Source organism: Aliiroseovarius sp. S2029 (assembly GCF_023195575.1).
Lineage (GTDB): Bacteria > Pseudomonadota > Alphaproteobacteria > Rhodobacterales > Rhodobacteraceae > Aliiroseovarius > Aliiroseovarius zhejiangensis.
Genome location: NZ_JALPQE010000004.1, coordinates 298,101 through 319,049 on the forward strand (window position 1 = coordinate 298,101; position 20,949 = coordinate 319,049).

At 59.9% G+C, this 20,949-nt stretch carries 26 protein-coding genes; 17 read left to right on the plus strand and 9 right to left on the minus strand.

Features of this window, described 5'->3' with window-relative positions; genetic code table 11:
- Positions 1-31 precede the first annotated feature (31 nt).
- From dnaN to mutM, 5 genes are all read right to left on the minus strand, one after another.
- Positions 32-1,150, minus strand: coding sequence for a DNA polymerase III subunit beta (gene dnaN / locus MUY21_RS10525; protein ID WP_248410346.1), 1,119 nt, complete (start codon positions 1,148-1,150; stop codon positions 32-34).
- A gap of 135 nt (positions 1,151-1,285) precedes the next feature.
- Positions 1,286-2,662, minus strand: a complete 1,377-nt coding sequence (gene dnaA, locus MUY21_RS10530; protein WP_248410347.1) for a chromosomal replication initiator protein DnaA — start codon at positions 2,660-2,662, stop codon at positions 1,286-1,288.
- Positions 2,663-3,251: 589 nt separating this feature from the next.
- Complete coding sequence (rpsT, locus tag MUY21_RS10535) at positions 3,252-3,515, minus strand: 30S ribosomal protein S20 (protein ID WP_248410348.1); 264 nt, start codon at positions 3,513-3,515, stop codon at positions 3,252-3,254.
- Positions 3,516-3,675: 160 nt separating this feature from the next.
- Positions 3,676-4,452, minus strand: a complete 777-nt coding sequence (locus MUY21_RS10540) for an enoyl-CoA hydratase (RefSeq protein WP_248410349.1) — start codon at positions 4,450-4,452, stop codon at positions 3,676-3,678.
- A gap of 66 nt (positions 4,453-4,518) precedes the next feature.
- Positions 4,519-5,370 (minus strand): bifunctional DNA-formamidopyrimidine glycosylase/DNA-(apurinic or apyrimidinic site) lyase, encoded by an 852-nt coding sequence (mutM, locus tag MUY21_RS10545; RefSeq protein WP_248410350.1) that lies wholly within the window; start codon positions 5,368-5,370, stop codon positions 4,519-4,521.
- A 74-nt stretch (positions 5,371-5,444) separates the two neighbouring features.
- Between mutM and ubiE the strand changes: the two genes are divergently transcribed.
- Positions 5,445-6,197 (plus strand): bifunctional demethylmenaquinone methyltransferase/2-methoxy-6-polyprenyl-1,4-benzoquinol methylase UbiE, encoded by a 753-nt coding sequence (ubiE, locus tag MUY21_RS10550; protein ID WP_248410351.1) that lies wholly within the window; start codon positions 5,445-5,447, stop codon positions 6,195-6,197.
- Position 6,198: 1 nt separating this feature from the next.
- Positions 6,199-7,728: a 2-polyprenylphenol 6-hydroxylase gene (gene ubiB / locus MUY21_RS10555; RefSeq protein ID WP_248410352.1), complete on the plus strand. Its 1,530-nt coding sequence runs from the start codon at positions 6,199-6,201 to the stop codon at positions 7,726-7,728.
- Here ubiB and MUY21_RS10560 read toward each other — a convergent pair.
- From MUY21_RS10560 to MUY21_RS16160, 3 genes are all read right to left on the minus strand, one after another.
- Positions 7,714-8,580: a phosphotransferase gene (locus MUY21_RS10560; protein ID WP_248410353.1), complete on the minus strand. Its 867-nt coding sequence runs from the start codon at positions 8,578-8,580 to the stop codon at positions 7,714-7,716. The two genes, ubiB and MUY21_RS10560, sit on opposite strands and share 15 nt — an antisense overlap.
- Positions 8,581-8,734: 154 nt before the next feature.
- Positions 8,735-9,406, minus strand: a complete 672-nt coding sequence (locus MUY21_RS10565) for a flagellar hook capping FlgD N-terminal domain-containing protein (RefSeq protein WP_248410354.1) — start codon at positions 9,404-9,406, stop codon at positions 8,735-8,737.
- Positions 9,407-9,418: 12 nt separating this feature from the next.
- On the minus strand, positions 9,419-10,015 hold the full coding sequence (locus MUY21_RS16160) for a flagellar hook-length control protein FliK (RefSeq protein ID WP_248410355.1): 597 nt from the start codon (positions 10,013-10,015) through the stop codon (positions 9,419-9,421).
- Positions 10,016-11,109: 1,094 nt separating this feature from the next.
- On the opposite strand from MUY21_RS16160, the gene MUY21_RS10575 reads away from it, so the two are divergent.
- The 6 genes from MUY21_RS10575 to MUY21_RS10605 all read left to right on the plus strand — a co-directional run bounded on the left by MUY21_RS10575 (position 11,110) and on the right by MUY21_RS10605 (position 14,890).
- Positions 11,110-11,409 carry a rod-binding protein gene (locus MUY21_RS10575; protein ID WP_248410356.1) on the plus strand — a complete coding sequence of 100 codons (300 nt, stop codon included), beginning with the start codon at positions 11,110-11,112 and terminating at the stop codon, positions 11,407-11,409.
- Positions 11,396-11,749: a flagellar protein FlgN gene (locus tag MUY21_RS10580; RefSeq protein ID WP_248410357.1), complete on the plus strand. Its 354-nt coding sequence runs from the start codon at positions 11,396-11,398 to the stop codon at positions 11,747-11,749. Before MUY21_RS10575 ends, MUY21_RS10580 begins: the two co-directional genes overlap by 14 nt.
- A 207-nt stretch (positions 11,750-11,956) precedes the next feature.
- Positions 11,957-13,249 carry a flagellin gene (locus MUY21_RS16095; protein ID WP_191286764.1) on the plus strand — a complete coding sequence of 431 codons (1,293 nt, stop codon included), beginning with the start codon at positions 11,957-11,959 and terminating at the stop codon, positions 13,247-13,249.
- A gap of 77 nt (positions 13,250-13,326) precedes the next feature.
- Positions 13,327-13,698 carry a flagellar biosynthesis regulator FlaF gene (gene flaF / locus MUY21_RS10595; protein WP_248410358.1) on the plus strand — a complete coding sequence of 124 codons (372 nt, stop codon included), beginning with the start codon at positions 13,327-13,329 and terminating at the stop codon, positions 13,696-13,698.
- Complete coding sequence (gene flbT / locus MUY21_RS10600) at positions 13,695-14,099, plus strand: flagellar biosynthesis repressor FlbT (RefSeq protein WP_191286762.1); 405 nt, start codon at positions 13,695-13,697, stop codon at positions 14,097-14,099. The genes flaF and flbT overlap by 4 nt, the downstream gene beginning before the upstream one ends.
- The gene (locus MUY21_RS10605) at positions 14,096-14,890 is read left to right on the plus strand and encodes a DUF1217 domain-containing protein (protein ID WP_248410359.1); all 795 of its coding nucleotides are present in this window, start codon (positions 14,096-14,098) and stop codon (positions 14,888-14,890) included. Before flbT ends, MUY21_RS10605 begins: the two co-directional genes overlap by 4 nt.
- 73 nt (positions 14,891-14,963) lie before the next feature.
- On the opposite strand, the gene MUY21_RS10610 is transcribed toward MUY21_RS10605, so the two are convergent.
- Positions 14,964-16,280, minus strand: coding sequence for a FliI/YscN family ATPase (locus MUY21_RS10610; RefSeq protein WP_248410360.1), 1,317 nt, complete (start codon positions 16,278-16,280; stop codon positions 14,964-14,966).
- An 85-nt stretch (positions 16,281-16,365) separates the two neighbouring features.
- On the opposite strand from MUY21_RS10610, the gene MUY21_RS10615 reads away from it, so the two are divergent.
- From MUY21_RS10615 to MUY21_RS10655, 9 genes are read left to right on the plus strand one after another with little or no spacing between them, the layout of a single operon-like run.
- Positions 16,366-16,767 (plus strand): FlgB family protein, encoded by a 402-nt coding sequence (locus tag MUY21_RS10615; RefSeq protein ID WP_248410361.1) that lies wholly within the window; start codon positions 16,366-16,368, stop codon positions 16,765-16,767.
- An 11-nt stretch (positions 16,768-16,778) separates the two neighbouring features.
- A complete protein-coding gene (gene flgC / locus MUY21_RS10620) occupies positions 16,779-17,171 on the plus strand; it encodes a flagellar basal body rod protein FlgC (RefSeq protein ID WP_248410362.1) in 393 nt (130 codons plus the stop codon).
- A gap of 11 nt (positions 17,172-17,182) precedes the next feature.
- Complete coding sequence (fliE, locus tag MUY21_RS10625) at positions 17,183-17,473, plus strand: flagellar hook-basal body complex protein FliE (protein WP_248410363.1); 291 nt, start codon at positions 17,183-17,185, stop codon at positions 17,471-17,473.
- Positions 17,473-17,742: a flagellar biosynthetic protein FliQ gene (locus MUY21_RS10630; protein WP_191286756.1), complete on the plus strand. Its 270-nt coding sequence runs from the start codon at positions 17,473-17,475 to the stop codon at positions 17,740-17,742. The genes fliE and MUY21_RS10630 overlap by 1 nt, the downstream gene beginning before the upstream one ends.
- Positions 17,743-17,744: 2 nt before the next feature.
- The gene (locus MUY21_RS10635; RefSeq protein ID WP_248410364.1) at positions 17,745-18,464 is read left to right on the plus strand and encodes a flagellar hook-basal body complex protein; all 720 of its coding nucleotides are present in this window, start codon (positions 17,745-17,747) and stop codon (positions 18,462-18,464) included.
- Positions 18,465-18,476: 12 nt separating this feature from the next.
- Entirely contained in the window at positions 18,477-19,262 is a 786-nt protein-coding gene (gene flgG / locus MUY21_RS10640; protein ID WP_191286754.1) for a flagellar basal-body rod protein FlgG, read from the plus strand.
- On the plus strand, positions 19,262-19,690 hold the full coding sequence (flgA, locus tag MUY21_RS10645) for a flagellar basal body P-ring formation chaperone FlgA (RefSeq protein ID WP_248410365.1): 429 nt from the start codon (positions 19,262-19,264) through the stop codon (positions 19,688-19,690). Before flgG ends, flgA begins: the two co-directional genes overlap by 1 nt.
- A gap of 18 nt (positions 19,691-19,708) precedes the next feature.
- Positions 19,709-20,437, plus strand: coding sequence for a flagellar basal body L-ring protein FlgH (gene flgH, locus MUY21_RS10650; RefSeq protein ID WP_248410366.1), 729 nt, complete (start codon positions 19,709-19,711; stop codon positions 20,435-20,437).
- A 10-nt stretch (positions 20,438-20,447) separates the two neighbouring features.
- The gene (locus MUY21_RS10655; protein ID WP_248410367.1) at positions 20,448-20,942 is read left to right on the plus strand and encodes a flagellar basal body-associated FliL family protein; all 495 of its coding nucleotides are present in this window, start codon (positions 20,448-20,450) and stop codon (positions 20,940-20,942) included.
- The last annotated feature ends 7 nt before the right edge of the window (positions 20,943-20,949 follow it).

Genomic DNA, 20,949 nt, shown 5'->3' on the forward strand with positions numbered 1-20,949 from the left:
GCCGGGGCATCAGGTGGCGGTGCGGTCCCGGTCAAACACGCATCGGCATGACGACATAGACGGCGCTGGTGTCGTTGCCTTCGCGCATCAAGGTCGGGTCGCCGGACGAATTGAACATGAACACCGCGTTTTCACGGTCCACCTGGCTGGCGATTTCAAGCAGATACTTGGCGTTGAAGCCGATTTCCAACCGTTCATCGCCATAGGCCACGGCCAGTTCTTCCTCGGCCGCGCCGGCATCCGGCGCATTCACCGACAGGATCAGCCGGTCTTCGTCCAGTTGCAGCTTGACCGCGCGCGAGCGTTCGCTGGACACGGTGGCCACACGATCAACGGCCTGCGCGAACTCGGTCGCGTCCACCTCCAGCTTGCGGGTGTTGCCGGTGGGAATGACGCGGGTGTAGTCGGGGAAGGTGCCGTCGATCACCTTCGAGGTCAGGGTGATCGCAGGCGTGGCAAAACGGATCTTTGTTTCCGATACGGACACGGCAATGGTCGCATCGTCATCATCCAAAAGCTTGCGCAGCTCGCCCACGGTCTTGCGGGGGACGATCACGCCGGGCATATCCGCAGCACCTGCGGGCAGGTCGGCATCGATGCAGGCCAGGCGGTGCCCGTCGGTGGCGACACAGCGCAGCACCTTGCCGCCTTCGGCGTCGGCCACGTGCATGTAAACGCCGTTCAGGTAATAGCGCGTCTCTTCAGTTGAAATCGCGAATTTCGACTTGTCGAACAGACGGCGCAGAACCGGAGCAGGGGCCGAGAAATTGGCCGAGTATTCCGATGACGCCATGACCGGGAAGTCTTCCTTCGGCAGCGTGGCGAGCGAGAAGTTTGAGCGTCCTGCCTCGACCGTCAGCCGGCCCGTTGCGCCATCATCGGTCAGTTGCACCAACGCCCCATCAGGCAGTTTGCGCACGATCTCGTGCAAGGTCACGGCAGACACGGTCGTGGCCCCGGCGCGTTCGACCATCGCATCGGTCTTGTCCACAACCTCAATATCCAGATCGGTGGCGCGAAACGAGACGCTGTTGCCTTCGGCTTCGATCAGCACGTTTGCCAGAATGGGAATGGTGTTGCGGCGTTCGACAACGGATTGCGCCTGTGACACGGCCTTTAGCAGCGCGCCGCGTTCGATACTGATCTTCATGTCCCACTCCTGACAGATACCGGGACGGGGAACATATCATGCTCGCCGCCCGGCTCAATTTGTTATTGGGAATGTCTGATTCTTTCGCGGGCGGGTCAAGGGGATAGGCCCAAAACCCGCCGTCGTTTTGCCAAATCAGGCTTCAAGCGCGCGGCGCAGAAGCTCAAGATCCTCGGCGATCTGATCGTCGGCGACTTTCAGTTCGTCGATCCGCTTCACCCCGTGCATGACGGTGGTGTGGTCGCGGCCCCCGAAACGTCGCCCGATTTCGGGCAACGACCGCGAGGTCATGTGCTTGGCCAGATACATCGCCACCTGGCGCGGTCGGGCAATGGTGCGCACCCGCTTGGGGCCGATCAGGTCGGACAGACGAATGTTGTAATGATCGCTGACCTTGCGCTGAATCTCCTCGACCGTGACCTTGCGATCAGAGGCGCGCAGGATGTCACCCAGACAGTCCTGTGCCAGCTCCATCGTCACTTCGCGCCCGACAAGCGAGGCAAACGCGAACAGCCGCATCAGTGCGCCTTCCAGAACGCGCACATTGGTCGAGATACGATGCGCGATGAATTCCAGAACGCCATCGGCAATCACCAGCCCGTTATACTGTTCGCGATAGGCATTGACCTTGTTCTGCAACACGCCAAGACGCAGTTCGTAGTCGGTCGGGTGCAGGTCCACCACAAGGCCGCATTGCAGACGGCTCTTGATGCGGTCTTCCATGTCCTTGATTTCACCGGGGGCACGGTCGGCCGAGATGATGATCTGCTTGTTCTGATCCACCAACGCGTTGAAGGTGTGGAAGAATTCTTCCTGCGTGCTGTCCTTGCCCGCAATGAACTGCACATCGTCCACCATCAGCACATCGACCGAGCGGAACAGTTGCTTGAAATCCATCATCTGCTTTTCACGGATCGCTTGCACGAAGCGATACATGAATTGTTCCGCCGACAGATAGACAACGCGCAGTTCGGGGTTACGGCTGGTCAGTTCATGCGCAATGGCATGCATCAGGTGGGTCTTGCCCAATCCCACGCCGCCATACAGGAACAGCGGGTTGAACGTGACGGGGCCACCTTCGGCGACGCGGCGGGCGGCGGCATGGGCCAGTTCGTTGGGTTTGCCCACAACGAAATTGTCGAAGGTGAAGCGGTCATAAAGCGGCGCGCCGGGCAGGTCGTCCTGATCGGTTCGGGTGGCAGGCGCGGTGGGGGCAGCACTCTCCGCACCGTCAGCCTTCTGCGACGATGAGGGATTCGCCTGCGCGGGTTTGCGTGGAACTTCGAAGTCCAGCCGCGAGACCTTAAGGCCTTCGCCGACCATATGATTCAGAATTTTGTCACCGAAATTCCGATCCACCCAGTTGCCCATGAAGTTGGTCGGAACCAGAAACCTTGCCACGCCGTTCTTCAGATCGGCAAATTCAAGCGGTTCAATCCAGTTGGTATAGTTGTTCTGCCCTACAGCCTTTTGCAGCTTGTTTCGAACAAGTCCCCATTCTTCGTTCGTCATGTCACCTCGACCCGGTTTCTTAAACGGACTGCTCACTGACAGCCCTTTGCCCAAACACATTCACACCAGGCGCCCCCAAGCACCTGACGATCCACATTTCCGGCACGCTTGCCTCACCTAAGCGTGCACGACCAAGGACGTTCGCTGCACAAGACCGTGGTCTTGGCGCAGGATCGCCCGATTGGGCCAGGAGACATAACATAAGTTAACAAACCGGTCCGAGACGGTCCGGCATTCACTGAGTGACGCAGATTTCCCCACCGACCCCCAAGTCGGCAACAAAAACTGGCGTCGATTGCACCGGACAGGCTCCGATTCAATCTTCAGGTCAGATTTTAACCTAATTTTTCAAGGGGTTAACCCTTGATGTATCATAGTCCCAAGTCGGCGATGTGAATCGCTGAAGGCAAATTAGCAATCTGTCCGCGGCGCGTGCAACTGATCTTCGTGCTTGACTCAGTCTTTCCCAGAGCGAATCCCAAGCGGCTTGCACTAATGCAATTTTTGCCGCCGAAAACGCGAACGGAGCGTGCCTTTGAGGACACGCTCCGCCTGTTTTTGCTTACCGGTCTTTCGACCAGAATCGCGATCAGCCCAGGGCTTTGACGCGCGCCGACAGGCGCGACATTTTGCGGGCTGCGGTGTTCTTGTGATAAACGCCTTTGGTCACGCCGCGCATCAGCTCGGGCTGGGCATCCTTCAGGGCAGCGGTCGCGGCTTCCTTGTCGCCGGACGCAATCGCTTCTTCGACTTTGCGCAGGAAGGTGCGGATGCGCGAACGGCGGGCTTTGTTGACGGCGAAACGAGCCTCGTTCTGGCGGGCGCGTTTTTTGGACTGGGGCGAATTTGCCATGTGTCTGTTCCCTTCATCGGGTGTGGTTAACGTTTCAAAAGCTGCGCATCAGCACCCGACCGGGTTCAGAACCGGTGATTCTGGCCAAAGCGGGCCTCACGCGCATGTATGAGGGCACCCTTTACGGAAAAACCACCGTAAAGGGAACCCATAAAACGCGTTACTTGTCGCGGAACTGCGGTTCGCGTTTTTCCGAGAAGGCGGCCATGCCTTCTTTCTGGTCCTCGGTCGCAAACAGCGAATGGAACAGGCGGCGTTCAAACAGGATGCCTTCGGTCAGCGGCAGCTGTTCCGCGCGGTTCACCGATTCCTTGATCGCCATCACGGTGATCATCGACTTTTCCGCGATCTTGGCAGCGGCGGACATGGCTTCGTCCATCAGCTTCTTGGCGGGCACGACGCGGCTGACCAGCCCCGAACGCTCTGCCTCTTCCGCATCCATGAAACGGCCGGTCAGGTTCATGTCCATCGACTTGGCACGACCGACCAGCTTGGTCAGGCGCTGCGTCCCACCCATGCCGGCCATCACGCCCAGGTTCACCTCGGGCTGGCCGAATTTGGCGGTGTCTGCGGCGATGATGAAGTCGCACATCATGGCCAGTTCGCACCCGCCGCCCAGCGCATAGCCGGACACGGCCGCGATGATCGGCTTGCGAATGCGCATGATTGCATCTTCTTCCGGTGTGAACAGGTCGCCCGCGAAGACATCGACAAAGCTTTTCTCGGCCATCATCTTGATGTCAGCCCCGGCAGCGAAGGCTTTTTCGGATCCGGTGATGACGATGCAGCGGGCCTTGTCATTCTTCTGAGCGTCCGCCAGGGCGTCACCAAGTTCGCCCAGCAAGTCAAGGTTCAGTGCGTTCAGCGCGTCGGGTCGGTTGAGCTTGATCAGACAGATGTGATCTTCGATCTCAACGATAATATTTTTGTAGGCCATGGTTCCCCTGCCATTGTCCGTGGTGGTCGAAGCGGAGTCGTAAGGCTGCCCGCCCCGGTGATCAAGTTATCTTTGGCATTGCGCACAATAGAATGTCGATCGCCCGGATTGCGTGATTCGCCTTATTTTTCCAGTGCAACCTTGCGTCACACAGGGTTGGCCCTCGCGCCCATAGACCCGGAAATTGTGTTGGAAATAGCCCAGTTCACCATCGGCTTGCCGGTAATCGTTCAGTGATGACCCCCCGCTTTCAATCGCCTCGCCCAGCACGTCGCGGATGATCGGCACCAATCCGGCGGCGCGGGTTGAGGACAGGCGCGCGGCCTTGCGCGTGGGGTGAACACCAGCCCGAAACAACACCTCGCAGACATAAATGTTGCCAAGTCCCGCGATGATTCCCTGATCCAGAAGCGCGGATTTGATGGGGGAATTGCGACGCTTGAGCGCGCCAACCAGATAGGGTTCATCAAACGCATTGCCCAAGGGTTCCGGACCCAGCACACGGATCAGCTTGTGGGCATCAAGCCCGACTGTGTCACACAGGTCCATCGCACCGAAGCGCCGTGGGTCGTTGAACGTCACCCGCGCGCCATTGTCCATGTCCAGCACAACGTGGTCGTGTTTTTCAGGCGCCGGGTGGTCGTGATGAAACTTGCCCAGCGCATGGCCCGAGATCAGCATCCGCCCCGACATGCCCAAATGGGTGATCAGAGTTTCGCCCGTATCCAGATCGGCCAGCAGGTATTTCGACCGTCGGCCCAGTCGCAACACCCGTGCGCCGGTCAACCGGTCAGCCATCCGGTCGGGAAACGGCCAGCGCAGACCTTCACGCCGAATGTCGGCCCGAACGATCCGCGCGCCTTCCATCACGGGGGACAGGCCGCGACGAACCGTCTCGACCTCGGGTAATTCGGGCATATCGGGCGCCTCTCCATTGTGCGTGGGTATTCGTCGGGATATGAGGGATCAATCGCAAGAAATGGGCAAGCCCGATGAGCACATCCGACAGAAAAACAACCCATTTCGGGTTCAAGACCGTGGCCGAGGATGACAAGGCCGGGATGGTGCACGGTGTTTTCACCAACGTCGCATCAAAATATGACATCATGAATGATGTGATGTCGGCGGGCATACACCGGGTTTGGAAAGACGCGATGATGGATTGGCTGGCCCCCCGAAACGGTCAGCGGCTTCTGGATGTGGCGGGCGGCACCGGTGACATTTCGTTCCGGTTTCTGGACCGCGCGCCGGACGCCTCTGCCGTCGTGCTGGACATGACCGAACAGATGCTGGTCGAAGGCCGCAAACGCGCCGATGCCACCAACAAGGCAGATCGGCTGGATTGGGTCGTTGGTGACGCGATGGCGCTGCCGTTTGAAGACAACAGCTTTGATCGCTACACGATCAGCTTCGGCATTCGCAACGTGACGCGCATCCCTGACGCATTGCGCGAAGCCTATCGCGTGCTGCGCCCCGGTGGGCGCCTGATGGTGTTGGAGTTCAGCCAGCTTCCCAATGACGGAATGCAGAAGCTCTATGACCTGTATTCCTTCAACGTCATTCCCCGGATGGGCAAGCTGATCGCGAATGATGCCGACAGTTATCAGTATCTGGTCGAAAGCATCCGCAAGTTCCCCGATCAGGAAACCTTCGCGCAAATGATCCGGCAAGCCGGGTTCGAGAATGTGAAATACCGCAACCTTTCCATGGGCATTGCGGCGCTGCATTCGGGTTGGAAAATCTAGGATGCGCGGCCCCCACAACATTTGGCGGCTGATCCGCACCGGTGCGACCTTTCAACGGACGGGCGCGATGGGGGTTGTGCTGGATGCGATGAACGCGCCGCCGATCATTCGCATGGCCGCGCGGATCATCGGCTTTCCCTTTGCGTGGCTGGGCAAGAAGGGCGACACATCGCTGCCGCCCCTGACGCGCGCGATCACCGCGCTTGGCCCGGCCTATATCAAGTTTGGCCAGATCCTGTCGACGCGGCCCGATGTGGTTGGTGCGGAACTGTCCGATCAGTTGCAATATCTGCAAGACAAGCTGCCCCCGTTTCCGTCTGCCGTGGCCCGGCGGATGGTCGAAAAGGAACTGGGCATCAAGATCGACGAGGTGTTTTCCGAGTTTTCAGAACCTGTCGCCGCCGCATCCATCGCGCAGGTGCATCGCGCCCGGATTGCGGCCACCGGGGAAGAGGTCGCGGTCAAGGTTTTGCGCCCGCATATCGAACGCGCCTTTCGCACCGACATTGACGCTTTCCATTTTTCGGCTGCGGTGATCGAGTTTTTGCTGCCGTCCACCCGCCGCCTGCGCCCGGCCGATGTGGTCGAACATTTCGAAGGCGTCGTGATGGGCGAGCTTGATTTGCGTCTGGAAAGCGCCTCGGCCAGCGAATTTGCAGAGAATACCGCGAATGACGAAGGGTTCGTGGTGCCCAAGGTGAATTGGGGCCTGTCCGGGCGCACGGTGATGACGCTGGGTTGGGGCGAGGGGATTCCGGCCAATGATCTGCCGGCCATCCGCGCTTCGGGGCTGGACATGGATCGCTTGGGGGAACGTGTGTTGCAACTGTTTCTGTCACACGCGCTGCGCGATGGGCTGTTTCATGGCGACATGCATCAGGGCAACCTGAAATTTGCTGCAAACGGGGACATCATCGCCATTGATTTCGGTATCATGGGGCGGATCGACGAATACACCCGCCGTGTCTATGCCGAGATCCTGTATGGCTTCATCAACCGCGACTATCGCCGAGTGGCCGAGGTGCATTTCGAAGCGGGCTATGTGCCTGCCGACCGCAATGTCGAAGAGTTTGCCCGCGCCCTGCGCGCCGTGGGCGAGCCGATCTTCGGCATGGATGCGACGCAGATTTCGATGGGGCGGCTTCTGTCTTACCTATTCGAGGTGACCGAGAAGTTTGGGATGGAAACCCGCACCGAGCTGATCCTGCTTCAACGCACCATGGTGGTGGTCGAAGGGGTGGCGCGATCGCTGAACCCGAACATCAATATCTGGCAGGTCGCAAAACCGGTGGTCGAAAGCTATATCGCCAATTCGATCGGCCCAAAGGCGCTGCTGACCGATCTGGCCCAGACAATACGTGTGCTGGCGCGTTTCGGCCCGCGCCTGCCCGAACTGGCCGAAGCCGCCCTGATCCGGCAAGCCACGCCGATACCGGAAACCGACCGGGCGCGTCCGGTCCGGGCAATGGGTTATGTCACCTTGGGCGGCGGTTTGGCGTTGGTTGCGGTCTGGGTCTCAAGCCTGCTCTGACGCGGCCAGTTCCAGGTCGGCGGCGCGGGCATAATCCTGATCCCCGCGCCCCGCTTTCCAGAGGCAATAGGCCGCCATGCGCCAGTGATACAGCGGGGACAGCGCGCGATAGCGTGCGATGGTCTGCGCGTCGTTACTTTCGCGCCGATAGGCGGACAGAAATTGCGCAATCTCGTCCCCATTTAGTGGACGATGGCCGTATAAAAGCTGCATGGCTGGCGACAAAAATATCGCGATGTCCGCGCTGGGGTCGCCAAGGGCCGGGCATTGCCAGTCGATCAGGCGCAACCCATTGGCCGTGTCCAGAATATTACCCGGCACAATGTCACCGTGCAGAAATGCACGGCGGGCATTTGGTAGTTCATCCGGAACGGGTGGCGGAGCTGTCAGGCCGGATGGCGCCATGCCTAACCCATCGGCACACAACGCGGCGGGGGTCACAGTCAGTTCCGGCAGACCATCCGGTGGGGTATGTGCGTGCAGCCGCGCCATCATCCGTGCAACCTCGGTCACGTCGCCGCTCCAGCCACGCCCTTCGATATGTTGATAGATGACCGTTTCGCCAATCGTGCTGTCCTGGAATGCCACAAGATCCGGCGCAATCTCTGCGCCCGACAAGGCGCGCAGGGCCAAGGCCTCGCGGGTACCGTCATTGGCAAACAGCGGCGTGGCGGTGTTCGGAAGGAACAGTTTGCAGACCAATGGCGGTCTGTCGGGCATATCAACCCGCCAGATCAGGTTGGTGCGTCCACCGGTCAGAAGGGACCAACTGGCATATTCGGGAACCACACCCGCATCCGACCAGATGCGTTGCAGTTGGCGTCGTCGTGACCCCGGAAGATTGTTCCCCATAGCGCCGCCCCTGTTTCGTCCATCGCCAAGCTAGGGGGCCGGGCCGTGAAGGGCAACCAGAGTGGTCCCTATTGATACCGGGCCGTTGCGATGGCTTAACAGTTCGACCTTTCGCGGCCGCACCGCTTGAGGTGGTTGGCGAAGCCGCAGCCTTTTACGGTTCGCGGATGGCAGACACGGTATCTGCCTCGATCTTTTGTCCGCTTTCAAGGATCAACCAAAGTTTACCATCGGCGTTCTGGCTTTCCGTGATCTTGCTATAGGCTTGCACGGGTTCGGTCGATAGATGCCGCCCGTTGCCCGAGCTGACCAGCTCGAACGTATAAACCCCGCGTGGGAACGGCGTACCGGATTCGTCCACGCCAGCCCATTCGATCGGGTCGGTCGAGGTCGGGATGATCTTGTTTTCAACAATCGCGCCGTCCGCATTCTTGACGACAAGCCGGGTTTCGTCCGCACCGGTTGCCGGGGCGGGCACCAGCGTGACCGGGGTTTGGTCAAACAGAACCGGCGCGGCGACGCGCGCCTCCATCCCGACCCATCCGGCAATATCGGACAATCCCATCAGCCCCAGCTTTGTGCCAAGCCCGTCCAGCAGGTCATTGGTGCGCACTTGCTGTTCGACACCCGAGAATGTGGCAAGCTGCACGGCGTAATCCGAACTTTCAATCGGGTTCATCGGATCCTGATTTTCCATCTGGGCCGTCAGCATCTTGAGAAACGTCTCGAAATCGGACGAGATCACGGCATCACCGTTCCTGGTTCCCTCGGAATACTGTGCGGGTCCGGCCGTCAAGGCGGCGGGCATGGTTTGAGTGACGTCCATCTGCTGTCCTTTCTATATGCGAATGTCCATGCCAGCGCCCGGGCTGATATGGATTTGCACCTTGTCCTGCGCGACGGGTTGGTCGCCATGACCATCGGTGCGTGGTGTCGATCGTGTATCTGGATCCGCACCGGCCTGACCGTTCGACGCGGCATCCTGTTGCTGTTGCTGGAACGTGAAATTGACCTGTTCATAGCCAAGATCGTGCATGTCCTGCGCCAGTTGCTCGATGTGGCGCCGCATCAGATCCAGCGTTTCGGGCCGTTCGACCTGAAGAACAACGGTCAGGGAAGATGCATCTGTTTGAAAGCTCATCCTGAGACGCCCCAACTCCTCGGGGTTCAGGGTCAGTTCAACTGGTTTGTCCGGGGCAGTGCGCACGATTTCGGCCAGTTGCGCCGCGATGTGGCGCGGCAGGTCAGGCAACGTGCGGGTCGGTTGGGACGGCTGGCTTGCCTCGCGCAGATGGGATGTGGTCAGTTCGAACTTGGGGTCATCGGTCGAGATAGCTGCATCGTTCAGTCCGGCACTGTCATCCACGGGATTGATCAGCGTCCCTATCGTGCCGACCTGCGTTTGGGCAGTGACAAGCGGTATGGGTCCGGTCACAGGTGAGGACGGATGCGGCGCGGTGTTCTGTGACGCATTTCGGATCTGGCCAGTGAGCGGAGCGGTTTCCTGCGGCGCATTTTGCCCGCGCAGATCCGCGGTCGGTGGGTGTGGGGCGACCTTTGTGTGGTCATGTGCTGAGGCCGCGGGCGGGGTCGACTTCAGACTTGGCGCAGTGGGGTCTGCGGCCAGATGCTCAGAATGCGGCGAAGGCGTTGGTTGGAAGCAACCGCGATTCGAAAGCGGTGGCTGACCCGCGTTCGGCGATGCCAGGACAACGGATTGGATGGGTGCAAAAGGCGCAGGTGTCGTGGACGGCGATGCCGTGCCGAACGCTGCAAGATCAGCTCGCACGTGTTTCGCCGGGTCCGACTGCGACTGATCGCGCAGCGCAGTGTCTGAGTATGTCCCCCCCTTGTTTGCCTGAGGCGCATCGACCGGTGGTATCATTTCACGCAATCTGCCCCCCTCTCTCGCGATCGGCATCTGCCCGGCGGGCGGCAATGGGGTTTCTGATGCATTCTGCGGGTTCCGCGCGGGCACCGACCCGATGTTGCTTGCCAACGCCCCGGTCCCCTCATCAGGTTGCGCCACCCGTGGCCTGGAAGGTGGATTGACGGCCGGCATCGCTTCTTCGTCGTGCGATCTGTCGGGTTGCGACGCAGCCATACGGTGTTCGGCGAGAACCGGATTTGCGTCAGAATCAAGGGCAGGCTGCATGTCCTTGCTGCCTTGAACCGCTAGATCCGGGCCGCTCTGATGTCGTGCTTCCCTTGCGCGCGCAACCCTTGCCTCGGTGTGCGTCACCGCAATGCCGGGATCATGGGGCGCCATCGACGGACCCTCGTCCAGCGAAAACGACGCTTTATCCGGCGCGGCCCCAACCTTCGATGGCACGACGTTGGCCTTGGCCGTCACATGGCCATTTCTGGTGTCGATGTCGCCTTGTCCGACGGACGGGATGGCGGGATTGAACTGCATGTCACGTTCCGGGTGTTCTGACTCCGATACCCCGATCATGTCAGGTGCAAGTTACCAGTTCTTTACCGCTTGCTGCGATAACCGGGAAAATTGTCGCTAAAGAGGACTGGAACATGGATGCAGTTGCCGCCCCCCGCCTGATCGGCGCGCCCCCCAAGACCGACCCAAACGGGCAAGATGATGCACGCCTGAAGGAGGTCGCCCGCAAGTTGGAGGCCAGTTTCCTGTCCGAAATGCTGAAATCTGCGGGGGTTGGCGCCACGCCCGACCAGTTCGGAGGGGGTGCAGGTGAGGATCAGTTCTCCTCGTTTCTGCGTCAGGCACAGGCGGATGAAATGGTGAAGTCCGGGGGCATTGGATTGGCCCAATCCTTGTTTGAAGCGTTGAAGGAGCAGGCCAATGGCGGACAATAAGGCCCGATCCATAACCCACGCGCTGGAAGATTTGCTGGAGCGTGAACGGCACCTTGTTCTTGCTGGCGAAATCGAGCAACTGACCCGGCTTGCCCCTGAGAAAGAGCGTTTGCTGCAAAGCCTTGCCGCATGTGACAGCAGCCCGACGGACTTGGAGCATTTGCGATTAAGCACCGAGCGGAACCAGCAGTTGCTGACGGCAGCGGCGCGTGGAATTCGTTCAGTAAAACAGCGGCTTGATGCGCTGATGAACGGTCAATCAGAGTTGCGCACCTATACGCGCGACGGTTTCGCGCGGGATCTGTCCCGGCGGGAATCACGTTTCGAGCGGAAGGCTTGATCGTGCCGAAGTTGTCTCAAATTGAAGGCAACTTAAGCGGGCAGATTCAGACTTCCTTTAGACCCTTGGAACACGGTTGTCCTGCATCCCAAGGGGTGGCGCGTTCCGGTCAAATGGCAACGCAACGGTCAGAACGACTTGAATACCCGCCGTGACAGGCGGTTTTGAAATCTGGTGCAAAGCACCAAAGACTGAAGGAACAACTCAATGTCCAGTATTCTGACCAACAACAGTGCGATGGTCGCACTTCAGACGCTGAAATCCATCAACTCGAACCTCGCCAGCACGCAGGCGGAAATCTCGACCGGTAAGTCCATTGGTTCAGCCAAGGACAACGCGGCTGTTTGGGCCATTTCCAAGGTGATGGAAGCCGATGTCAAAGGGTTCAAGGGAATTTCCGACAGCCTGTCGTTGGGGGAAAGCACCGTCGCCGTGGCACGCCAGGCGTCGGAAACCGTGACCGACCTTCTGACCGAGATCAAATCCAAGATCGTCGCCGCTCAGGAAGACAATGTCGACCGCGGCAAGATCCAGACCGACATCGTCGCGCTTCGCAACCAGATCACATCGGTGGTCGGCGCGGCGCAGTTCAACGGACTGAACCTTGTTGATGGCTCGCAAACCGGAACGAATGCCAATGGCAACACCGGTGTGGATGTGCTGTCGTCACTTGATCGCAAGGCGGACGGGTCCATCGTGACCAGTTCGATCGGTGTCGACGCACAAAACCTGTCCCTGACCGCTGGCACGGCGCTGGGCGCGGCCGCCGCGTCTGTCGGAACCGATACGGGAACGGCTGGCGTCATCGACGCCAATGATGGCGGAACCAACGATTCGATCACGTTGGATACGTTTGCGTTTCTTGATGCTTCCGGGGGTGCCACAGCTACTGCTGCGGTGATGCCGGATGCCGCGGGTGTCGATACCGCTGTAACCAACGGCTTGGTTGTCGGTGATCAATTGTCCCTGACCATCGGAACGGTGCAGGGGAACTATGTCGTCAAGGAAGGTGACACCGCAGAATCGGTCGTGGCCGGGATGAAAAATGCCCTGGTTGCGCAGGGTCTTGACGGTGACAGCTTCAGCATGGACATCGACACCAACGCGGCCCAGCTGGTGATTACCAATGAAACCAACGCCGATGTCGCTTACTCTTTCAGCGCATCGCGCGGGTCGGGTGGATTGTCCGGTCTGGCCACGATGGATGTCTCAAGCAGCGGTGGTGCTGATGCCGCTCTTGGTGCGATCGAGAACATGATCCAAACCTCGATTGATGCCTCTGCCGCGTTCGGTTCCGTCGAGGGCCGGATCGAGATCCAGTCCGACTTCGTCGGCAAGCTGTCCGACTCGCTGAAGTCGGGTATCGGCGCAATGGTGGATGCTGATATGGAGGCGGCTTCGGCACGGTTGCAGGCGCTTCAGGTGCAGCAACAATTGGGCACGCAGGCCCTGTCGATCGCCAACCAGGCGCCGCAGAACATCCTGTCGCTGTTCCGCTAAGCGGTCCTTGAGGGCGCCAAAAGGCGCCCTCTTTCCCCCACCCCACCTAACCAACCCGTCACAGGAAGGACTCCCCCGTGAACGCAGTTGCCTTGGCCAAAACGGCCTATAACACCTCCTCCCGTGCGCCACTTCGCACGTCCCGCGGAACCGAATATGATGCATTTGCGCAAGTCACGCATCAACTTGGGCGGGCGCAGACCGCCGGCTTTGCCGACCTTGCGGCCGCCCTGCACGAAAACCGCCGGCTTTGGACCCTGCTGGCAGCAGATGTCGCGGAAGTCGGAAATGGTCTGCCGGATGACCTGCGGGCCCGCATCTTCTATCTGGCCGAGTTTACCGCCGACCACAGCCGCAAAGTCCTGTCCGGCGAGGAAGAGGTTTCCATCCTGATTGAAATCAACACGGCCGTGATGCGCGGATTGCGCCAGTCGGGGGAAGCGACATGAGCGGTCTGGTCCTGAAACTCAGCCCGAAAGAACGCGTCTTGATCAACGGGGCGGTCATCGAAAATGGTGATCGCCGGTCGCGTCTTTCGATCGTGACGCCGAATGCCAACATTCTGCGGCTGCGGGATGCGATCCATCCTGAAGACGCCAATACACCGGTGCGCAGGGTATGCTACATTGCACAGCTTGTTCTGTCGGGCGATGTGACCAAGGATGATGCGCACCTGCAGCTTTTGCGCGGGATAGAGCAGTTGAGTCAGGTGTTTACTGATCCGGACAGTCGCGATTTGCTGTCACTGGCCACGTCTGCGGTGCTGGAAGATCAACACTATCTTGCGCTTAAACAGTTGCGGGCCTTGTTGCCGCGCGAGGAGCGTCTGTTGGGCGCACGCCTGTCGTGAGCTATCAACCCGTCATCCCCATGAGCGGCGCGGCGGGCTACGCGTTTCTGAAACGCACCCAGGTCGTGCAACAAGCAGCGTTTGACGCTTCACCACAAATCCAGCGGGATACGAAATACTTCGAAGACAAGATCGGATCGGTCAAAACCAGCGAAGAATTGGTCAGTGACAGACGCCTGTTGCGTGTGGCGCTTGGGGCATACGGGTTGGGCGACGACATCAACAGCACATACTTCGTGAAGAAAGTGCTGGATGACGGGACGCTTGATCCGGGCGATCTCGCCAACAAACTGTCTGACAAGCGATACCTTGAGTTTGCCAAGGATTTCGGCTTTGGCGACTATGATATTCCACGCACACAGCTTTCGGACTTCGGGGCCAGGATCACCGGGGCGTATCGAAAGAACCAGTTTGAAATCGCGGTAGGAGAGCAGGACCCGAACATGCGCCTGGCCATGACGCTGGACAACCAGCTGTCGGATATTGTGCAAGGCACAGGGTCGGATGACACCAAATGGTACAGGATCATGGGCAATCCGCCCCTGCGTGAAGTGTTTCAGACGGCATTCGGACTGCCCGCTGCCTTCGGGGCCATCGACCTTGATCAGCAGCTTGCAACCTTCCGCGACAAGGCGGACCGGTATCTGGGGGCCTCGTCGGTTGACCAGTTTGCGGATCAGAGCAAGGTCGATGAACTGAACCGGCTGTTCCTTGTGCGGTCCCAGATCGCCTCCGGTTCGGCGTCGATGTCCAGTGGAGCAATTGCACTAAGCTTGCTTCAGACTGCTTAGGAGTGCACCGGCGGGCGTCAGTGCGTCAGTGCGTCAGTGCGTCAGTGCGTCAGGGCGTCATGGCCTCAGGGTTTCAGGGCGTCATGCAAGCCGCAAGACGCTGGAAGCTCGCGGCGCAATCCCCGACTTCGGATTGGGTCAGGAATGCGTCCAGGTTGGGCCAGGCAGCGATCGCCTCGTCCAAAGCCGGGTCCGATCCGGGAGTGTACAAGCCGGACTGGATCATCATCTCGGACCGGCTGTAGTGACCGAGCAACCGCCGTCCCTTTGAAATCAGGGCGTTTTCGTCGTCCGTGGCGGCCTCGGGCAATGCGCGCGACACCGAGCGCAGCAGGTCGATCGCCGGAAACCGGCCACGTTCGGCGATGGTTCTGTCCAGAACGACATGCCCGTCCAATACGCCGCGCAAGATGTCTGCCACCGGCTCTTCCATATCTGAACCTGCGACCAGCACCGAGAATATGGCGGTGATGTCCCCCGCCGCCGCGGACCCTGGCCCGGCGCGTTCGCACAGGGTGGTAATCTGTTGTGCGGTCGACGGGGGAAAGCCACGCAGATTGCCGCCTTCACCGGATGCCAGCGCGATCTCGCGATGGGCTTCGGCATAGCGGGTGACGCTGTCAGCCAGCAGCAACACATGCAATCCATGGTCGCGAAAGTGCTCTGCCACTGTCATCGCAGTCCAACCACAGCGCCGCCGCACCATCGGTGACTGGTCCGAGGTGGCGGCAACCACAATTGCGCGCTTCATGCCCTCGGGGCCAAGGACCCGATCAACGAACTCTTTCACTTCGCGCCCACGCTCGCCGATCAGCGCGATAACGACAACATCAGCCTGCACACCGCGCGCGAGTTTCGCCAGCAATGTCGACTTGCCCACCCCCGAACCGGCAAACAACCCGATTCGCTGCCCACGCACGATGGGCAAAAACGTGTTGAACGCCGCCAGACCGGTTTCCAACCGGGATCCTAGGGGACGTCGCTGGGTGGGGTTTGCTGGCTGCCCCCGCAAGGGTATTGTCTGTGTGCCGCGCAAGATCGGCTGTCCGTCCAGCGCCTGTCCCATCGGGTCGATCACGCGTCCAATCCAACTGTCATCAGGCGCGATTTCGGCCCGTCCGTGCAGGATCACCTGATCCCCGATCTGCAACCCTTCGACGTCCCCGTCAGGCAGGATTGTAACGGTATCCGCGTTCAGGTTCAGAATTTCGCCCATGCGCGCGCGGCTGGCGGATGGCTGGATGTCGACCAGGTCAGCCTGTGCAGCAACCGATGACAACCCGCGCACCTGAATGGTGCCACGCCCGATTTCCACAATGCGTCCAACATCGCGGACGGGGCGCACCGCCGATACTTCGGCAGCCAATTGTTCAAAACCGATCTGGGTCACGTCTTGCCTCCAATCATGTGCTGAAACCCTTTCTAAAGGAATCAGGGTTAAGCCTTGGTTGAAGCCAATCGAGGGAGAAGCCCCGATGTTTGAAAAAATGAATGTTCTGAACAAAGCCGTGGGGCTGGCCCAGCATGCCGCCGCCCGTCAGTCTGTCATCGCTCAGAATGTGGCGAATGCGGACACACCCGGATATCGCGCGAGGGACATCGCACCTTTTGCGGATCAGTTTCGGGAAGGTCCGGGGGCTGCGATGCGGGCAACACGTGCGGCGCATCTGAACGGATCAACCATTGCGTCCCACGGGCAGGCAGGGGACGTGCCCCAGGCGGTCTATCGTCCAGGCGCCATGTCACCCAACGGCAATTCGGTCGCATTGGAAGCCGAGATGATGGCTGCCGCCGAGGCAAAGCGCGACCACGATCTGGCCCTGACGGTGTACAAGACGTCGCTGGGCATCATGCGCTCTGCGCTGGGTCGCAGGTGAGGTTGACCAAGATGAATGATCTGAAAGCCTCAGTCGCCGCCGCCGCATCGGGTATGCAAAGCCAGGCCAACCGTTTGCGCCATGTGTCCGAGAATATCGCCAACGCCGACACACCCGGATACCGCCGCAAACTGGCCAGTTTCGAGGCGGTCATGGACGGCGGGCAAGCCACCGGCGCGGTGCGGTCGGGTCGCGTGACCCTGGATCAGACCGCGTTGCCTGCGATCTACGATCCCGCCCATCCATTGGCGGATGAATCGGGTCATTACCAAGGGTCAAATGTCGATCTGGTGATCGAGATTGCCGACGCCCGTGAAGCTCAACGCAGCTATGAAGCCAACCTCAAGATGTTCGATCAGGCCCGACAGATGTCGCGCGGTCTGCTTGACCTTCTGCGCCGATAGGAAGCCTCTCCATGGATATCAGATCAACCCTCGCCGCCCAGCAATATGCCGCGTCCCGACAGGCCGCGACGCCAACGCCGCAAAGCGAACAAAGCACGAACCCGTTTTCGACCGCGACCACCAGCTTTGCCGAAACCGTTCAGCAGGGCGAAAAGACTGCGATGGCTGCCCTGTCGGGAAATGCCGATCCACACGCACTTGTGCAGGCATTGGCACAGACAGAACTGGCGGTCGAAACGGCCGTGACCGTCCGGGACAAGGTGGTCGAGGCCTATCAGGAAATTCTGAGGATGCCGGTCTGATGATGGATGAAATCATCTTTTACGACACGTTGCGGGCGGGTCTTTGGATCGCGGTGATGATTTCATTGCCAATCCTGACCGTGGCGCTGCTGTCGGGTCTGATTGTTGGCCTGTTCCAGGCGCTGACCTCGATCCAGGAAATGACGCTGACATTCGTTCCGAAACTGATCGCGATCCTGGTCGTGTTCTGGGCCAGCATGGGGTTCATGACGGAAACCCTGGTCGGATTTTTCCAGTTGCGGGTGATCCCGCTGATTGCCGGAGGATAGGCATGGACAATATCGGTTACACATCACTGACCCGCCAATCCGGGTTGATGCGCGAAATGCAGACCGTCGCGAACAATATCGCCAATGCCTCCACAACCGGCTTTCGTCGCGAAGGGGTCGTGTTCTCGGAATACATCCATGCGCTGGAGGCGGGGGATCCGTCGCTGTCGATGGCAACGGCCAATGCCCGCGCGCTGGATCTGCAACAAGGGACGCTGACCCAAACCGGCGGTGCGTTCGATTTTGCGATCGAAGGGTCGGGGTTCTTTCTGCTCGACGGCCCGGATGGGCAGTTTCTGACCCGCGCCGGGTCGTTCACCCCGTCAGCCGAAGGCGAATTGTCCACCCCGGACGGCTATCGTCTGCTGGACGGTGGTGGCGCACCGGTTTTCGTTCCGCCGGACGCCCAAGCCGTGTCGGTGGCCGCCGACGGCACATTGTCGATAGATGGCCGGGCGGTGGCCCAGATTGGTCTTTATGCCCCCACGGATCAGAACGACCTTCTGCACCGCGATGGCGTCCGGTTCGAGGTCGCAGGCGGCACCGAACCCAGCCTTGAGGGCGCGGCCATTCTGCAAGGGTTTGTCGAAGGATCGAATGTCGATCCGATCACGGAAATCGCCCGGATGATCGAGGTCCAGCGCAGCTATGAGCTGGGTCAGAAGTTTCTTGAAAAAGAGGACGAACGCATCCGTTCCGTCCTGAAAACCGTCGCCGGATAAAGGGGATACACCATGCGTGCTTTGGATATCGCAGCCACGGGAATGTTGGCACAGCAAATGCGGGTCGAAACGATCTCGAACAACCTCGCCAATATGTCCACCACTGGATACAACGCGCGTCGCGCCGAGTTTGCCGATCTGCACTATCAACAGATGGCCCGCGCGGGTACAATCAATGCGTCCGATGGCACGGCCTTGCCGACCGGCATTCAACTGGGTCTGGGGGTGCGGCCGACATCGGTGTCTATGCTGGTGCAACAAGGAACATTGTCGCAAACCAATGGCAATCTGGATATCGCCATTGAAGGCAAAGGGTATTTCGAGGTGACTCTGCCGTCAGGCGGTTCCGGATACACCCGCGACGGTGGCTTGAAACTGTCGGGCGACGGGCTGATCGTGACCTCGGACGGGTATGCCGTTGCGCCAGAAATCACTGTTCCCAGTGATGCCCGATCCATCTCGATCAACGCAGACGGCGAGGTTTACGCCTATTTCGAAGATGCGGTCGAGCCGGAGCTGCTGGGCGCCTTCACCCTTGCCGGGTTCACCAATGACAAGGGGCTTGAGGCGATCGGATCCAACCTGTTTCGTGAAACGCCGGCCTCGGGTCCGGCATTTGTCGGCGCACCAGGCGAAGATGGGCGTGGCACCTTGCGGCAGGGTTATCTGGAAAACAGCTCGGTCGATGCGGTGCGCGAAGTCACTGAATTGATCGAGGCGCAGCGGGGATACGAGTTGAATTCCAAGGTCATCACCGCCGCAGATCAGATGTTGGCCGCAACGACGCAGGTGCGGTGATGCGCGGGATTCTGACCCTTTTGACGCTGCTTGCCACATCTGGTCTGGCCTATGCCGATACCGTGGTCGCCACACGCAACATCCGCGCGAACGTGATCATCACGGCGCAGGATCTGAAGCTGGTGCCGTCCGATCTGCCCGGTGGGTTTCAGCTTCCCGAAGACGTGGTCGGGCAAGAGGCTCGCGTCGTGCTGTACGCCGGTCGTCCGATCCTGGTGAAAGACATCGGCCCCCCCGCTTTGGTTGAACGCAACCAAATTGTGACGCTGGCCTATGTCTCGGGTCCGCTGACTATTCAGGCCGAAGGTCGCAGCCTGGGCCGGGCGGGCATCGGTGATCGCGTCCGCGTCCTGAACCTGTCGTCCCGCACAACCGTTACCGGATCGGTTCTGGCCGACGGAACGGTTTCCGTCTCTCAGTCGCACTAACAAGCCCGAGGATCTCCCATGCGCCCCGTTTCCTTTCTACTTCTTGTCCTGATCGCTGTTTCAGCCTGCACCCGCATGAATGAGGTGGGCAAAGCGCCCGATTTGAACCCGGTCGAGATGAGCGCCGAGCACGTCGCGATGAGCGCAACAGCCCTGCCGCGCGCCACTCCCGCCAAAAGCTCGCCCGTGCGGGCATCGTTGTGGAGCGGCGGGCGTCAATCCCTGCTGGGCGACCGTCGGGCGCAACAGGCGGGGGACATTCTGACGGTGGTCATTGAAATTGATGATCGGGCCGAGTTTTCAAACAGCTCGAAACGCGCCCGGTCCGGGTCGGAAGAGATGGGGGTTCCCAACCTGTTCGGGCTGCCGCAATCCATCGACAAAGACCTGCCCGACGGCGCGTCGATGGGCAACGCCGTGTCGCTGTCATCCAGCAGCGCCTCGAACGGGAACGGATCGGTCAAACGGAACGAGAAGCTTGAACTGCGTGTCGCCGCAACGGTGATCGGCACGTTGCCCAATGGCGTTCTGAAGATTCAGGGCACGCAAGAGGTGCGGGTGAATTTCGAACTGCGCGAGCTTCTGGTCACCGGGTTCGTGCGGCCCGAGGATATCTCGCGTCAGAACGAGATTTCCTATGACAAGATCGCGTCGGCCCGCATTTCCTATGGCGGCCGTGGTCAGATCAGCGATGTTCAGCAACCCCGGTATGGCCAGCAGGTCGCCGACATCATCCTGCCCTTCTGAGGAGCTTGCGATGGGAAAGATTCTTCCGGTACTTCTGGCTTTGGTCGGGTTGGTCGCGGGGGGGGCTGCCGGTTATGTCCTGAAACCCGCGCCTGAACCCGAGCTTGCAGATCCTTGTGGTGACGCGGCCGTCGAAAACGTGGATCACACGCCCGCAGCAACCCCGGCAGACGTTGAATTTGACAGTGAATTCGTCAAGATAAACAATCAGTTCGTGATCCCGATCATGAAGGATGAAAAGGTGACCGCGCTTGTCGTCATGTCACTGAGTCTGGATGTCGCAGCGGGCAATCGCGAAACCGTTTACCTGCGCGAACCAAAACTGCGCGACGAGTTTCTGCAAGTCATGTTCAACCACGCCAATAGCGGCGGTTTTGACGGCGTGTTCACCCAGACAAGCCGCCTGACCAGTTTGCGCCGTGCACTGCGCGAAGTGGCGACCGGCATTCTTGGCGAAATCGTCCATGATGTGCTTGTCACCAACCTCGTGCGCCAAGATCAGTAGGCGCTGT

What these genes read in the sequence shown, in the direction of transcription:
- dnaN (WP_248410346.1), bottom strand. Translation starts at nt 1,150, where the DNA reads ATGAAGATCAGTATCGAACGCGGCGCGCTGCTAAAGGCCGTGTCACAG.
- fliE (WP_248410363.1), top strand. Translation starts at nt 17,183, where the DNA reads ATGGATATCAGATCAACCCTCGCCGCCCAGCAATATGCCGCGTCCCGA.
- flbT (WP_191286762.1), top strand. Translation starts at nt 13,695, where the DNA reads ATGAGCGGTCTGGTCCTGAAACTCAGCCCGAAAGAACGCGTCTTGATC.
- flgG (WP_191286754.1), top strand. Translation starts at nt 18,477, where the DNA reads ATGCGTGCTTTGGATATCGCAGCCACGGGAATGTTGGCACAGCAAATG.
- MUY21_RS10615 (WP_248410361.1), top strand. Translation starts at nt 16,366, where the DNA reads ATGTTTGAAAAAATGAATGTTCTGAACAAAGCCGTGGGGCTGGCCCAG.
- flgH (WP_248410366.1), top strand. Translation starts at nt 19,709, where the DNA reads ATGCGCCCCGTTTCCTTTCTACTTCTTGTCCTGATCGCTGTTTCAGCC.
- rpsT (WP_248410348.1), bottom strand. Translation starts at nt 3,515, where the DNA reads ATGGCAAATTCGCCCCAGTCCAAAAAACGCGCCCGCCAGAACGAGGCT.
- mutM (WP_248410350.1), bottom strand. Translation starts at nt 5,370, where the DNA reads ATGCCCGAATTACCCGAGGTCGAGACGGTTCGTCGCGGCCTGTCCCCC.
- MUY21_RS16095 (WP_191286764.1), top strand. Translation starts at nt 11,957, where the DNA reads ATGTCCAGTATTCTGACCAACAACAGTGCGATGGTCGCACTTCAGACG.
- MUY21_RS10575 (WP_248410356.1), top strand. Translation starts at nt 11,110, where the DNA reads ATGGATGCAGTTGCCGCCCCCCGCCTGATCGGCGCGCCCCCCAAGACC.
- MUY21_RS10655 (WP_248410367.1), top strand. Translation starts at nt 20,448, where the DNA reads ATGGGAAAGATTCTTCCGGTACTTCTGGCTTTGGTCGGGTTGGTCGCG.
- flgA (WP_248410365.1), top strand. Translation starts at nt 19,262, where the DNA reads ATGCGCGGGATTCTGACCCTTTTGACGCTGCTTGCCACATCTGGTCTG.
- MUY21_RS10580 (WP_248410357.1), top strand. Translation starts at nt 11,396, where the DNA reads ATGGCGGACAATAAGGCCCGATCCATAACCCACGCGCTGGAAGATTTG.
- flgC (WP_248410362.1), top strand. Translation starts at nt 16,779, where the DNA reads ATGAATGATCTGAAAGCCTCAGTCGCCGCCGCCGCATCGGGTATGCAA.
- MUY21_RS10540 (WP_248410349.1), bottom strand. Translation starts at nt 4,452, where the DNA reads ATGGCCTACAAAAATATTATCGTTGAGATCGAAGATCACATCTGTCTG.
- MUY21_RS10635 (WP_248410364.1), top strand. Translation starts at nt 17,745, where the DNA reads ATGGACAATATCGGTTACACATCACTGACCCGCCAATCCGGGTTGATG.
- MUY21_RS10560 (WP_248410353.1), bottom strand. Translation starts at nt 8,580, where the DNA reads ATGGGGAACAATCTTCCGGGGTCACGACGACGCCAACTGCAACGCATC.
- MUY21_RS10565 (WP_248410354.1), bottom strand. Translation starts at nt 9,406, where the DNA reads ATGGACGTCACTCAAACCATGCCCGCCGCCTTGACGGCCGGACCCGCA.
- ubiB (WP_248410352.1), top strand. Translation starts at nt 6,199, where the DNA reads ATGCGCGGCCCCCACAACATTTGGCGGCTGATCCGCACCGGTGCGACC.
- MUY21_RS10630 (WP_191286756.1), top strand. Translation starts at nt 17,473, where the DNA reads ATGATGGATGAAATCATCTTTTACGACACGTTGCGGGCGGGTCTTTGG.
- dnaA (WP_248410347.1), bottom strand. Translation starts at nt 2,662, where the DNA reads ATGACGAACGAAGAATGGGGACTTGTTCGAAACAAGCTGCAAAAGGCT.
- ubiE (WP_248410351.1), top strand. Translation starts at nt 5,445, where the DNA reads ATGAGCACATCCGACAGAAAAACAACCCATTTCGGGTTCAAGACCGTG.